Origin of the sequence: Sphingomonas morindae (assembly GCF_023822065.1) — a bacterium.
Lineage (GTDB): Bacteria > Pseudomonadota > Alphaproteobacteria > Sphingomonadales > Sphingomonadaceae > Solisphingomonas > Solisphingomonas morindae.
On the sequence record NZ_CP084930.1, the window covers coordinates 366,120 to 378,267 of the forward strand.

The following is a 12,148-nucleotide window of genomic DNA, read 5'->3' on the forward strand; positions in this document are numbered from 1 at the left end:
GATGGACCGGGAATTCACCCGCCGCGGCCTGATCGAGATCGGCATGGCCGGCGCCAGCGCGACGCTCGCGCCCGCCGCGCTGGCGGCGACGCCGCGCGTGACCGAGGGATCGCCGGTGGGCGTCGCCGTGGTCGGGCTCGGCACGCTCAGCCAGGGCCAGATCCTGCCCGCCTTGCGCACCACCAAGCGCGCGCGGCTGGTGGCGCTGGTCAGCGGCCATGCCGACAAGGCGCGCCGGCTCGCCGCCGACCATGGCCTGCCCGCGAGCGCCATCTATGATTATGACGGCTTCGACCGCATCGCCGCCGATCCGCGCATCGACATCGTCTATATCGTCCTCCCCAACGCGCTCCATGCCCCCTTTACGCTGCGCGCCTTCAAGGCCGGCAAGCATGTGCTGTGCGAGAAGCCGATGGCGACCAATGTCGCCGATGCCGAGGCGATGGTCGCGGCGGGGCGCGCGGCCGGGCGCAAGCTGATGATCGCCTATCGCTGCCATTATGAGCCGGGCAATCTCGCGGCGATGCGCCACATCCGCACCGGCGGCATCGGTCGGCCGCGGCTGGTCGTCACCGATATGGGGCGCCAGGCCGATCTCGCCATCCCGTCCGATGCGTGGCGGCTCGACATGGCCATGTCGGGCGGCGGCGCGCTGGCCGATATGGGCATCTACGGCATCAACGCCGCGCGCTACCTGCTCGCCGAGGAACCGGTGGCGGTGCGCGCCTGGGCGAGCACCGATCGTCGCGATCCGCGCTTCCGCACGGTCGAGGATCTGATCGCCTGGCAGTTCCGCTTCCCCTCGGGCGCGCTCGCCAATGGCTCGACCTCCTTCGCCTATGACGCGACCATGGCCTTTCAGGTGTGGGGCACCACGGGCCGGATCGTCGCCGATCCGGGCGCCTTCTACAATGGCAATCGGCTGAGCTTCGGCGCGCCCGGCACGGCGCCCGTGCGGATCGCCGAGATCGACCAGTTCGCCCGCGAAATGGACTGGATGGCCGAAGTGGTGCGCGGCACCGCGCCGATGGTGTCGCCCGGCGAGGAAGGCGTGCAGGACATGAAGCTGATGCGCGCCATCCTCGCCTCGGTGGCGGCGGATGGACGCACGGTGGCGACCGACTGGGGCTATCGTCGCGCGGTCGATCCCGCGGCGGTGGTGGATCCGCCGCGCGCCGGCTGAGCGCGCACCGCAGAATGATCAGGAGAGGTGGCATGGGGTTGAAGAGAGTAACGGCTTTGTGCGCGCTGATGCTGGGCACGGCGGCTGCGACGGCGGCGGGCGGCGCGACCGGCGATGGCGGCCGGCCGGCGATCACGGGCATCTCGCATCTCGCCGTCTATGCGCGGGATATGAAGGGGGCGGATCATTTCTACCGCACCACGCTCGGCGCGCGCCGCGCCGAGGATCCCGAAGCCGCGGGCGGCGTGCGCTATTTCATCAATGGCGATCAATTCGTCGAGCTGCTGCCGGCGCCCGCGGGGCTGGGCCAGAGCCTGCTCGCCCATATCGCCTACAAGACCAGCGACGCCGCCGCGCTGCGGCGCTATCTCGCCGCCCATGGCGTGGCCGATCTCTCCCCGCTGGTGAGCCATGGCAATGAGCGCAGTTTCACCGCGCGCGATCCCGAGGGCAATAGCGTGGAGTTCGTGCAGGGCGTGGCCGGCGGCCCGGTGCCCGGCGCGATCGGCGCGCGGCTGCTCCATGTCGGCATGGCGGTGCGGGACCGCGCGCGCGAGGACGGCTTCTATCGCACGCTGCTGGGCTTCAGGCCCTATTGGTACGGCGCCTTCCAGCCGGACAAGGTCGACTGGGTCTCGCAGCAGGTGCCCGATGGCCACGAATGGCTGGAATATATGATGGTCGGCCCGACCTCGGACGTGACCGAGGACAAGGTGGATGCGCGACAGCTGGGCGTGCTCAACCATGTCTCGATCGCCGTGCGCAACATGGAGGCGGCGGTGACCACCCTCTATGCGCAGGACCGGCTGAGCCCGCGTCATGACGGCCCGCAAATGGGGCTGGACGGCAAATGGCAGGCCAATCTCTACGATCCCGACGGCACGCGGGTGGAGCTGATGGAATATGGGCCGGTGATGAAGCCCTGCTGTTCCGCCTTCACCGCCGACAGCCCGACGCCCTGAGCCGGGCCGGCGCGCGTGCGGGCGGGGCCGAGATGCCGCCGCCCGCCTGCGCGGCGGATCAGCCCGCCGGGGTTTCGGGATCGGCGGTGGTGCCGGCCGATCCCATCACCGGCAGGCTGGTGAAGGCATCGGGCGCGTGCCAGCTCGCCGGCAGCGTCAGCGCCGGCAGCGTCACGCCCGCGCGCGCGGTCAGATCGCGCGAGGAGGCGCCGAGCGCCACCTCGTAGCGGCCCGCCGGCCGCGACCAGCCCCGGCCCTCGGCGAAAGTGGCGAGCAGGCGCGGATCGACGCGCACGCTCAGCGTGCGGCTCTCGCCCGGCCGCAGCGCGACCTTGGCGAAGGCGCCGAGCCGGCGCGGCGCCTCCCAGCCGGCGCCGGCCGGCGGCGAGACATAGACCTGCGGCACATCCATGCCCGCGCGCGCGCCGCTGTTGGTGACGGTGAAGCGCACGGTGACATTGCCATCCGCCGCCGGCGCGGCGCTGAGCCCGCTATAGCGGAAGCGCGTGTAGGACAGGCCGTGGCCGAAGGGAAAGGCCGGGGTCAGGCCCTTGGCATCGAACCAGCGATAGCCGACCTGCGCGCCCTCCGGATACTGCACGTCGAACATCTGGTTGGCGGGCAGCCCCACGCCGTCCAGCGTGCGCCGCGGCAGCTGATCGGTGCTCGCCAGGAAGCTCACCGGGAGCCGGCCCGAGGGATTGGCCGCGCCGACCAGCACATCGGCGATCGCCTCGCCGCCATGCGTGCCGGGATACCAGGCCTCGACGATGGCGGCGGTGCGATCGGCCCAGGGCATCAGCACGGGGCCGCCGGTTTCCAGCACCACCACGGTACGCGGATTGGCGGCGGCGACCGCCTGCACCAGCGCATCCTGCCCGGCGTCCAGCGCGACCGGATAGTCCTGGCTTTCGGCCATCCACTGGGTGACGAACACGATCGCCACATCGCTGTCGCGCGCCAGCGCGGCGGCGGCGGCGGGATCGGTTCCGGCATCGAAGCGCACCGTCGCCTGCGGCGCGCGCGCGGCCAGCGCCTTCATCGGCGAGGAGGGCAGATAGACGATCGGGCCGGGCCAGCTGGTCGGCGTCAGCCCGGGCACGGCGTTGCCGCCCTGCGGATAGACCTGCGCGGAGCCGCCGCCCGACAGCACGCCGGCATCGGCATGGCCGCCGATCACCGCGATGCGGCGCGCGCTCGCCGCCAGCGGCAGCACGTCGCCCGCATTGCGCAGCAGCACGATGCCCTCGCGCGCCGCCGCCTCGGCCACCTTGGCGTGCGCCTCGAAATCGATCGGCGCGAGCGCCACCGGATCGTCCATCACGCCCTTGGCGAACATCGCCCAGAGGATGCGGCGCGCCATATCGTCCAGCCGCGCGGCGGGAACCTGGCCGCCCCGGATCGCGGCGGCGAGCTTGTCCCCGAAATAGATCTCGCTCGTCTTGTGATAGCCGGTTTCCTGGTCGAGCCCGGCATTGGCGGCCTGAACGGTCGAATGGGTGGCGCCCCAATCGGACATGACAAAGCCCTTCCAGCCCCAGTCGCCCTTGAGCACGCGGTTGAGCAGCCAGTCATTCTCGCAGGAATAGTCGCCATTCACATGATTATAGGCGCACATGATCGAGCCCGCGTCGGACCGCTCGAGCGCGATCTCGAAGGCGAGCAGATCGGACATGCGGGCGGCGTCGCGATCAATCACCGAGTTGAGGATGCCGCGCCCGGTTTCCTGATCGTTGATCGCATAATGCTTCACGGTCGAGATGATGTGGTTCGATTCGATGCCGCGCACCGCCGCGCCGATCACCGTGCCCGCGAGCAGCGGATCCTCGCCGCCATATTCGAAGGTGCGGCCGTTGCGCGGATCGCGCATCAGGTCCACGCCGCCGGCCAGCATCTCGTTGAAGCCCGAGGCGCGCGCCTCGGCGCCGATCATCGCGCCACCGGCATAGGCGAGCGCCGGGTTCCAGCTCGCCGCCAGCGCGATCCCCGAGGCCAGCGCGGTGCGCGGCAACGGCTTCTCGCGCACCGCATTCTGCGTCGCCACGCCCACGCCGGCATCGGTCTGCCATTGCGGCGGAATGCCGAGCCGGGGCACGCCCGGAACAAAGCCCGCCGAGCCATAGCGCGCGAGCGGATCGGCCTTGAAGCCGCCCTGCCCGTCATCGGTGCCGAACCAGCCGGTGACGAGGCGCAGCTTTTCGGCCTGGGTCATGGCGGCGAGCAGCAGCGCGGCGCGCTGCTCGGCGGGGAGGCCATGATTCTGCCAGGGCCCGGCCACCGGCGTGGCGGGCGCGGCGGCGGGGGCGCGGCGCGGCGCGGCGCCTGCGGGCACCACCGTCCCCATCGCCGCCGTTGCCAGCATGAGCTTGATCGTCCGCCGGATGCGCATCGCCTTGTCTCCACCCTGTGGGCCGCGCCTCGTTCCGGACGCGCTTCGGCTCCTGCGACAGGATGCCGGGGCTGGCAAGCGGCTCCGGGTCCTAAACCGGGCGATTTCGGCCAGTTAGCCGCTGATGAGCGGATGGCGGGCGCGCAGCCCGTCGATCGCGCGGGTGGCGGCCTGCACCTCGTCAACGCCGCCGCTCGGGAACATCTCCCAATTGCAGTGCGGATGCGTCTCGCGCGCATAGAGGCGCACCTCGCCCAAGATCCGCCGCCAATGGCCGCGCGCGCCGCCATGGCGGCGGACAAGCTCGGTGATCAGCGTCTCGCGCAGATCGCTTCGGGTCATGCCGCCCCAGGTGGAGAGCGGCGGCGCGCCTGTCCAGAGGGCGCGCGCGGGCTTGACCTTTGTTCCTGTTATGTTCCAATGGCGCAGGTCGCACTGGCGCGACGAGTCGATCGGAAGGCTTTGAGATGCAGCATGATCTCGCGCTGCGGGCGGCAGCGCGCGCGATCTACGACACCTGCTACCCGAGCGAGGAATGGGCGCCTGTCCCGTTCGACGAGGCGGAGCGGCACGGCACCATCCATTATCGCCAGGCGGTGGCGGCCGCCCAGGCGGCGAAGCTGCGGCTCGCGCCGCCGCGCGCCGATCAGCTCGCCCTGTTCTGATCCCAGCGGTCAGGCGCCGCCGATGCCGCGTACCACCTTGCCGGTGCCCTCGCAGGTGGGGCACGCCCCCTGATCGCTGCGGCCGCTGCCATGGCAGGTGGGGCAGAGATCCTCGCCGGTGCCGGGCGTGCCGGGCGCGGCCTCGTCGCCGGGGTGAAGCGGACCGTCGGACATGGCTGTTTCCCTCACTGTCTCGCCGCCCCAACGCAAGCGCACGAAAAAAGCCGCACGGGCGCATACCCGTGCGGCTTGCGATGCCGGCCCGGCGAGGGCGCGGCGGTTCAGGCCTTGATATCGACCCCGCCGGCCTCGCCCGCCTTGGCGACGCCGACCATGGCCGGCCGCAGCAGCCGGTCCTTGATCATCCAGCCCGACTGCATCTCGTGCACGACGGTGCCCGGCACCTGGCCGGCGGTGGCGTCCATTTCCATGATCGCCTGATGCTTGTTGGGATCGAGCGGCTGGCCGAGCGCGACGATGCGGGTGATGCCGTTGCGCTGGAACACCGTCTCCAGCTCCTTGGCGGTCATCTCGATGCCCGTCACCAGCGCCTTGAAGCGCTCGTCGCCGCGCAGCTCGTCAGGAATGGTGGCGAGCGCGCGGGTCATGTTGTCGGAGACGGACAGCAGATCGCGGGCGAAGCTGGTGGTGGCATAGGCGCGCGCATCGGCCATCTCGCGCTCGGTCCGGCGGCGCAGATTCTGCATCTCCGCCTGGGTGTAGAGCAGCTGGTTGCGCTGCTCCTCCAGCTCGGCGCGCAACGCGGCGGTCTCGTCCTGGGCGGCCACCTCGGGGGCTGCCTCTGCCGTTTCCTCGCGCAGCGTCTCGTCGGAATTGGTCGTGTCGTTCACGGTCATGTCATCAACCTGGAAAGCGTATGGGCGGTGAAATCCACCATGGGCACCACGCGCGCATAGTTCAACCGTGTCGGCCCGATAACCCCCACCACACCGACCACCTGCCCCTCCGCCCCGCGATAGGGCGCGGCGACGATCGACGAGCCGGACAGCGCGAAAAGCTTGTTTTCCGAGCCGATGAAGATTTTGGTGGCGGAGCCTTCGCGGGCGCTGTCCAGCAGCCGGGCGATCTCCTCCTTGCCCTCCAGCTCGTCGAGCAGCTGGCGCACGCGCTCGAGATCCTCGGCCGCCTGGGTATCGATGAGATTGGCCTGGCCGCGCACGATCAGCACCGGCCGGGCGCGGCCGTCGGTGCTCCACAGGGCCAGGCCGCGCTCCACCAGCTCGCGGCTCACCCGGTCCAGCGCGGCGCGGTCCAGCCCGATCTCGGCGGTGATCCGCGCCCGCGCTTCGCCCAGCGTGAGCCCGGCAAAGGCCGTGCTGATATAATTGGCCGCCTCGTTCAGCGCGGCGGGCGGGGTGCCCGGCGGCAGCGCGACGACGCGATTCTCCACGCTGCCATCGGCGCCCACCAGCACCGCCAGCGCCTGATCCTGGCTGAGCGGGACAAAGCCGAACTGGCGCAGCACCGCCTCGCGCTTGGGCACCAGCACCAGCCCGGCGCAGGCGGACAGGCCGGAGAGCACGGCGCCGGCGGCGGCCAGCGCATCCTCGATCGGCCCGCCGCGCCCGATGCCGCGCTCGATCGCGCTGCGCTCCTCGGACGAAGGCTCGGCCGCCTGCATCATGCCGTCGACGAACAGGCGCAGTCCCGTCTCGGTCGGCAGCCGGCCGGCGGAGACGTGCGGCGCGGCGAGCAGGCCGGCCTCCTCCAGATCCTGCATGACATTGCGGATCGAGGCGGGCGACAGGTTGAGGCCCGACAGATGCGAGATGGTCCGCGAGCCGACCGGGGTGCCGGAGCGCAGATAGCTTTCCACCACCACGCGGAACACCGTCCGCGCCCGTTCCGACAATTCGGGATAGGCCTGCCCGCGCATGGGCCGAATGTAGGAAAGCCGCGCACCGCGCTCAACCATGGATCGCGCCGCCGGCGCCCAAATCGCTTCCACCCGGGCGCAATGGGTTCTAGAGCCGCGGTCCGACACGATCCTTCTCGAAGACCATAGGAGCAGCCATGCGTCCCTCCGGCCGCGCGCCCGACCAGATGCGCGTCATCACCATCGAAGCCGGTGCCACGCGCCATGCCGAGGGCAGCTGCCTCATCAGCTTCGGCGATACGCGCGTGCTCGTCACCGCCAGCGTCGAGGAGCGCGTGCCGCCCTTTCTGCGCGGCAAGGGCCAGGGCTGGGTGACGGCCGAATATGGCATGCTGCCCCGCGCCACCCATACGCGCGGCAGCCGCGAGGCCGCCAAGGGCAAGCAATCGGGCCGCACCCAGGAGATCCAGCGGCTGATCGGCCGCAGCCTGCGCAGCGTGTGCGACATGACCCTGCTCGGCGAGCGGCAGATCACCATCGATTGCGACGTGATCCAGGCCGATGGCGGGACGCGCACCGCCTCCATCTCGGGCGGCTGGGTGGCGCTGCGGATCGCGGTGGACAAGCTGCTCGCCGAGGGCAAGCTGGCCGCCGATCCGATCACCACCCAGGTCGCCGCGGTCTCCTGCGGCGTGCATGAGGGCACGCCCGTGCTCGACCTCGACTATATCGAGGATTCGGCGGCCCATGTGGACGGCAATTTCGTGCTGCTCGCCAACGGCCATATGGCCGAGGTGCAGGCGACCGCCGAAGGGGCGGCCTATGACGAGGAAGCGCTGCTGCGCATGCTCCGCCTCGCGCGGATCGGCTGCGGCGAGATCTTCGCCGCCCAGCTCAAGGCGACCGGGCGGTGAGGCGCACGCTCGCCCCGGGCCGGCTCGTCATCGCCAGCCATAATCCGGGCAAGATCCGCGAGATCGCGGCGCTGCTTGGGCCCTATGGCGTGGAGCCGGTCTCGGCGGGCGAGCTTGACGTGCCCGAGCCCGAGGAAACCGGCACCAGCTTCGTCGCCAATGCCGAGCTGAAGGCGCGTTTCTCGGCCGATCTCACGGGCCTGCCCGCGCTGGCGGACGATAGCGGCCTGTGCGTGGATGCGCTGGACGGCGATCCCGGCATCTTCTCGGCGCGCTGGGCCGGGCCGGACAAGGATTTCGCGGTCGCCATGCAGCGCGTGCAGGATGCGATGGCGCGGCGCGCCCCGGAAGCGGGGCGCGATGCGCATTTCGTGTGCGCCCTTTCGCTCTGCTGGCCGGACGGCCATATCGTCACGGTCGAGGGCCGGGTCGAGGGGCATCTCGTGTGGCCGCCGCGCGGCGAGCGCGGCTTCGGCTATGATCCCATGTTCCAGCCCTGGGGCCACCAGCTCAGCTTCGGCGAGATGGACCCGGAGGCCAAGCACGCCATGAGCCATCGCGCCGATGCCTTCGCCAAGCTTGTCGCCGCGATCTTCTGATCCGGCCGGGGCACCGGGCGCGGCATCGGCGGCGCCGCTGGCGCTGTACGTCCACTGGCCCTTCTGCGTCTCCAAATGCCCCTATTGCGACTTCAACAGCCATGTCCGCGCCGAGATCGACGAGGCGGCGTGGCGCGACGCGCTGCTGGCCGAGCTGGCCCATGAGGCGGCGCTGGTGCCGGGGCGGCCGCTCGGCTCGATCTTCTTCGGCGGCGGCACGCCCTCGCTGATGGCCCCCGCCACCGTCGCCGCGCTGCTGGCGGCGGCGGAGCGCCACTGGGGCTTCGCGCCCGGCATCGAGATCACGCTCGAGGCCAACCCCTCCTCGGTCGAAGCCGCCAATTTCCGGGCGCTCGCCGCCGCCGGGGTCAACCGCGTCTCGCTGGGCCTGCAGGCGCTCGATCCGGACGCGCTCGCCTTTCTCGGCCGCGCCCATGGCGTGGCGGAAAGCCTGGCGGCGCTGGACACGGCGCAGTCGGCCTTCGCGCGGATCAGCATCGATCTGATCTACGCCCTGCCCGGTCAGCGGGAGGCGGCCTGGATCGCCGAGCTGGAGCGTGCGCTCGGCTTCGGCACCGAGCATCTGTCGCTCTATCAATTGACGCTGGAGCCCGGCACGCGCTTCGCCGCGCTCGCCGCCAAGGGCGCGCTCCACCTGCCCGATCCGGAGACGGCCGCGCGGCTGTTCGAGACGACCCGCGCGATCACGGCGGCGGCGCGGCGGCCGGCCTATGAGATTTCCAACCATGCCGCGCCCGGCGCCGAGAGCCGGCACAATCTCGCCTATTGGCGCTATCGCGACTATATCGGCGTCGGCCCCGGGGCGCATGGGCGTCGCCACGGCCTGGCGAGCTTCCGCCGCAAGAAACCCGAGAATTGGCGCGCTGCCGTCGCCCGCAATGGCCATGGCATCGAAAGCGAGGAACGGCTCGATCCGGCGCTGCGCGGCGCCGAGGCGCTGCTCATGGGTCTGCGACTGGACGAAGGCGTCGATCTCGACCGCGTCGCCGCCGAGACCGGGCTTGCGCCCGATCGCCTGGTCGATCGCGCCGCCATCGACCGGCTGGCCGCGCACGGGCTGATCGGCTGGCACGGCGCGACGCTGCGCGTCACCCCCGCCGGCATGCTGCTGCTCGACGGGCTGCTCGGCGCGGTGGTGCGCTAGACACGGCCGCGCCGTCGCCGGCGGCGCTCAGAAGCCCGTCGCCGCCGGCGAGACGATCGTCACCCCGCCCTGCCCGATCTGCTTCACGTCCAGCGCGCGCTCGGCGATGTTGTCCTTGAAGCGGAAGGCGCCGTCGATGCCGGCGAAGCCGCCCGAATCGGTGAGCCGGCGCTCGGGGAAGGGCGTGCCGGGCTTCCACTCGCCGGCCATGCGGATCGCCAGCAGCACCGCATCATAGCCGAGCGAGGCGAGCCGGTACGGCCCCTTGCCGAAGCGCGCGCGATATTTGGTGGCGAATTGCGCGTAGAGGCGATCGGACACGGCGGCATACCAGGCGCCCGCCATCGGCCGCGCCGCGGCGAGCTGCGGCTCCGTGTTCCACAATTCGGTGCCGAGCAGCCGCGCGGTGGCGCCCGCGCGCCGGATCAGCGGCGCGGCGACCAGCGCGATCCGCCCGCTGTCGGCGATCAGCACCGCATCATAGCCGCTGGCCGGCCCGAGCTTCTTGACCGCGGCGGCAAGGCTGGCGGCGCTGCGATCATAGCTCTGCATCGAGACGACGGTGGAGCCCGCCTGCTCGGCCGCGCGCAGCAGCGCGTTGGAGGCGCGGCGCCCGTACAGCCCCGCCGGCGTGAGCGCGGCGATCCGCTTCAGCCCGCGCTGCGCGGCATAGCCGACCACCCGCTCGATCGACTGGCCGGGCGTATAGCCCAGCAGATACACGCCATGGCCCGCGACATCGATATCGTTGGAAAAGGCCAGCACCGGCACATGGGCGGCGGCGGCCACCGGCTGCACCTGGCGCACATCTTCGGCCAGGAGCGGCCCCAGGATCAGGCCGTTGCCGTCCGCCAGCGCGCGCGCCGCCGCCGCCGCCGCGCCGCCCGCCGTATCATAGCTGGTGATGCGCAGCTGGGTGCCGCCGCTGTCGAGCAGCGCCATGGTCGCGGCATTGGCGATCGACTGGCCGACCGCCGCATTGGGGCCCGTCATCGGCACCAGCACCGCGACCCGATCGCGCGGCTGCGGCTCGGCCGGCAGCGTGCCGGCGGACGGGCGCGGCGGCGGCGGCGGCGCGCTGGCCGGGCCGGCGGTGCGCGGCACCAGCGTGGAACAGCCCGCGAGCAGCGCCGCCAGCCCAAGGGCCGCGATCCGCCGGCTCATCGCCGTCCCGTGTTGCGACGCACGCCTACTCTCTGCCATGACGATCCCTTATGGTCGATCCACTCCCGCCGGGGCTCTACATCGTCGCGACCCCAATCGGCAATCTTGGCGATCTATCGCCACGCGCGGCGGATATTCTCGCCCGCGCCGATCTGATCGCCGCCGAGGATACGCGCGTCACCGCCAAGCTGCTCCGCCATATCGGGGCCGAGCGGCCGATGATCCCCTATCACGATCACAATGCCGATCGCGTCAGGCCGGGGCTGGTCGCGCGGCTGGGAGGCGAGGCGATCGCGCTCGTCTCGGACGCGGGAACGCCGATGATCTCCGATCCTGGCTTCAAGCTGGTGCGCGATGCGCGCGCGGCGGGCCATGCCATCGTCACCCTGCCCGGCCCCTGCGCCGCCATCGCCGCGCTCACCCTGGCAGGCCTGCCGAGCGATCGCTTCCTCTTTCTCGGCTTCCTTCCCGCCAAGGACAAGGCGCGCGGCGATGCCATCGCCGAGGTGGCGGCGATCCGCGCCAGCCTGATCCTCTACGAAAGCGGCCCGCGGCTCGGCGCGACGCTGGCCGCGCTCGCCGCCGGGCTCGGCCCGCGCGAGGCGGCGGTGGCGCGCGAGATCAGCAAGGCCTTCGAGCAATGCGTGACCGGCACGCTCGACGCGCTCGCCGCGCGCTACGCCGACGCACCGCCCAAGGGCGAGATCGTGATCGTGGTCGGGCCGCCGGGCGAGGCGCCGGCCGCCGATCCCGACGATGTCGAGGCGATGCTCCGCGCCGCGCTCGCCCGGATGCCGGCGGCCAAGGCGGCGGGCGAGGTCGCCCGCGCCACCGGCGTACCGCGCGCCGATCTCTATGCCCGCGCGCTCGCCATCCGCGACGCGCCGTGAACCGCCGCGCCGCCGAGGCCGCCGGCCGCGACGCCGAGGCGCTGGCCGCCGCGCTGCTGCGCGACAAGGGCTGGGAGATACTGGCGCAGCGCGTCCGCACGCCCTGCGGCGAGGTCGATCTGGTGGCGCGCCGCCCCGGCCTTGTCGCCTTTGTCGAGGTGAAGGCGCGGTCCAGCCGCCGCGCGCTCGATCTCGCGCTGGACGCGCGCCGGCTGTCGCGCGTCGCGGCGGCGGCGGAGCTGCTGATCCCGCGTTTCGCCGCGCCGGGCGACGATATCCGCATCGACGCCATTTTGATCGCACCGGATCTGCCGCCGCGCCATCTCGAACATGTCTGGCAGGGCTGAGCGCGGCCGCGCCACCCCCGCTTCCCCGATCGC

14 protein-coding genes are annotated in these 12,148 nt (G+C 71.7%); 8 read left to right on the forward strand and 6 right to left on the reverse strand.

The genetic code is table 11. The features are described from left to right. The first annotated feature begins 1 nt into the window (after window position 1). Complete coding sequence (locus LHA26_RS01770; protein WP_252167043.1) at window positions 2-1,183, forward strand: Gfo/Idh/MocA family protein; 1,182 nt, start codon at window positions 2-4, stop codon at window positions 1,181-1,183. Window positions 1,184-1,215: 32 nt separating this feature from the next. Next, window positions 1,216-2,145, forward strand: coding sequence for a VOC family protein (locus LHA26_RS01775; protein WP_252167044.1), 930 nt, complete (start codon window positions 1,216-1,218; stop codon window positions 2,143-2,145). A 58-nt stretch (window positions 2,146-2,203) separates the two neighbouring features. On the opposite strand, the gene LHA26_RS01780 is transcribed toward LHA26_RS01775, so the two are convergent. Further along, window positions 2,204-4,534 (reverse strand): beta-glucosidase, encoded by a 2,331-nt coding sequence (locus LHA26_RS01780; RefSeq protein WP_252167045.1) that lies wholly within the window; start codon window positions 4,532-4,534, stop codon window positions 2,204-2,206. A gap of 114 nt (window positions 4,535-4,648) precedes the next feature. Beyond that, complete coding sequence (locus tag LHA26_RS01785; RefSeq protein WP_252167046.1) at window positions 4,649-4,876, reverse strand: hypothetical protein; 228 nt, start codon at window positions 4,874-4,876, stop codon at window positions 4,649-4,651. 125 nt (window positions 4,877-5,001) lie between these two features. Here LHA26_RS01785 and LHA26_RS01790 point away from each other — a divergent pair, with 125 nt between their 5' ends. Then, entirely contained in the window at window positions 5,002-5,199 is a 198-nt protein-coding gene (locus LHA26_RS01790; protein ID WP_252167047.1) for a hypothetical protein, read from the forward strand. 9 nt (window positions 5,200-5,208) lie between these two features. Here LHA26_RS01790 and LHA26_RS01795 read toward each other — a convergent pair whose 3' ends face one another. The 3 genes from LHA26_RS01795 to hrcA form a co-directional block, all read right to left on the reverse strand. Then, on the reverse strand, window positions 5,209-5,373 hold the full coding sequence (locus tag LHA26_RS01795; RefSeq protein ID WP_252167048.1) for a hypothetical protein: 165 nt from the start codon (window positions 5,371-5,373) through the stop codon (window positions 5,209-5,211). Window positions 5,374-5,480: 107 nt separating this feature from the next. Beyond that, complete coding sequence (gene grpE, locus LHA26_RS01800) at window positions 5,481-6,056, reverse strand: nucleotide exchange factor GrpE (protein ID WP_252167049.1); 576 nt, start codon at window positions 6,054-6,056, stop codon at window positions 5,481-5,483. After that, window positions 6,053-7,096: a heat-inducible transcriptional repressor HrcA gene (hrcA, locus tag LHA26_RS01805; RefSeq protein WP_252168268.1), complete on the reverse strand. Its 1,044-nt coding sequence runs from the start codon at window positions 7,094-7,096 to the stop codon at window positions 6,053-6,055. Before hrcA ends, grpE begins: the two co-directional genes overlap by 4 nt. 137 nt (window positions 7,097-7,233) lie before the next feature. Here hrcA and rph point away from each other — a divergent pair, with 137 nt between their 5' ends. From rph to hemW, 3 genes are read left to right on the forward strand one after another with little or no spacing between them, the layout of a single operon-like run. Further along, the gene (gene rph, locus LHA26_RS01810) at window positions 7,234-7,950 is read left to right on the forward strand and encodes a ribonuclease PH (protein ID WP_252167050.1); all 717 of its coding nucleotides are present in this window, start codon (window positions 7,234-7,236) and stop codon (window positions 7,948-7,950) included. Further along, entirely contained in the window at window positions 7,947-8,549 is a 603-nt protein-coding gene (gene rdgB / locus LHA26_RS01815) for an RdgB/HAM1 family non-canonical purine NTP pyrophosphatase (protein ID WP_252167051.1), read from the forward strand. The genes rph and rdgB overlap by 4 nt, the downstream gene beginning before the upstream one ends. Beyond that, complete coding sequence (gene hemW, locus LHA26_RS01820; RefSeq protein WP_252167052.1) at window positions 8,515-9,714, forward strand: radical SAM family heme chaperone HemW; 1,200 nt, start codon at window positions 8,515-8,517, stop codon at window positions 9,712-9,714. The genes rdgB and hemW overlap by 35 nt, the downstream gene beginning before the upstream one ends. Window positions 9,715-9,741: 27 nt before the next feature. Here hemW and LHA26_RS01825 read toward each other — a convergent pair whose 3' ends face one another. Continuing rightward, window positions 9,742-10,878 carry a penicillin-binding protein activator gene (locus LHA26_RS01825; protein ID WP_252167053.1) on the reverse strand — a complete coding sequence of 379 codons (1,137 nt, stop codon included), beginning with the start codon at window positions 10,876-10,878 and terminating at the stop codon, window positions 9,742-9,744. Between the two features lie 50 nt (window positions 10,879-10,928). Between LHA26_RS01825 and rsmI the strand changes: the two genes are divergently transcribed. After that, window positions 10,929-11,768: a 16S rRNA (cytidine(1402)-2'-O)-methyltransferase gene (gene rsmI / locus LHA26_RS01830; RefSeq protein WP_252167054.1), complete on the forward strand. Its 840-nt coding sequence runs from the start codon at window positions 10,929-10,931 to the stop codon at window positions 11,766-11,768. Next, window positions 11,765-12,115, forward strand: a complete 351-nt coding sequence (locus LHA26_RS01835; protein ID WP_252167055.1) for a YraN family protein — start codon at window positions 11,765-11,767, stop codon at window positions 12,113-12,115. Before rsmI ends, LHA26_RS01835 begins: the two co-directional genes overlap by 4 nt. Window positions 12,116-12,148 lie beyond the last annotated feature (33 nt).

Excerpts from the sequence above, each read along its gene's own strand:
- LHA26_RS01770 (WP_252167043.1), top strand. The coding sequence starts at position 2 with ATGGACCGGGAATTCACCCGCCGCGGCCTGATCGAGATCGGCATGGCC.
- LHA26_RS01775 (WP_252167044.1), top strand. The coding sequence starts at position 1,216 with ATGGGGTTGAAGAGAGTAACGGCTTTGTGCGCGCTGATGCTGGGCACG.
- LHA26_RS01780 (WP_252167045.1), bottom strand. The coding sequence starts at position 4,534 with ATGCGCATCCGGCGGACGATCAAGCTCATGCTGGCAACGGCGGCGATG.
- LHA26_RS01785 (WP_252167046.1), bottom strand. The coding sequence starts at position 4,876 with ATGACCCGAAGCGATCTGCGCGAGACGCTGATCACCGAGCTTGTCCGC.
- LHA26_RS01790 (WP_252167047.1), top strand. The coding sequence starts at position 5,002 with ATGCAGCATGATCTCGCGCTGCGGGCGGCAGCGCGCGCGATCTACGAC.
- LHA26_RS01795 (WP_252167048.1), bottom strand. The coding sequence starts at position 5,373 with ATGTCCGACGGTCCGCTTCACCCCGGCGACGAGGCCGCGCCCGGCACG.
- grpE (WP_252167049.1), bottom strand. The coding sequence starts at position 6,056 with ATGACCGTGAACGACACGACCAATTCCGACGAGACGCTGCGCGAGGAA.
- hrcA (WP_252168268.1), bottom strand. The coding sequence starts at position 7,096 with ATGCGCGGGCAGGCCTATCCCGAATTGTCGGAACGGGCGCGGACGGTG.
- rph (WP_252167050.1), top strand. The coding sequence starts at position 7,234 with ATGCGTCCCTCCGGCCGCGCGCCCGACCAGATGCGCGTCATCACCATC.
- hemW (WP_252167052.1), top strand. The coding sequence starts at position 8,515 with ATGCCTTCGCCAAGCTTGTCGCCGCGATCTTCTGATCCGGCCGGGGCA.
- LHA26_RS01825 (WP_252167053.1), bottom strand. The coding sequence starts at position 10,878 with ATGAGCCGGCGGATCGCGGCCCTTGGGCTGGCGGCGCTGCTCGCGGGC.
- rsmI (WP_252167054.1), top strand. The coding sequence starts at position 10,929 with ATGGTCGATCCACTCCCGCCGGGGCTCTACATCGTCGCGACCCCAATC.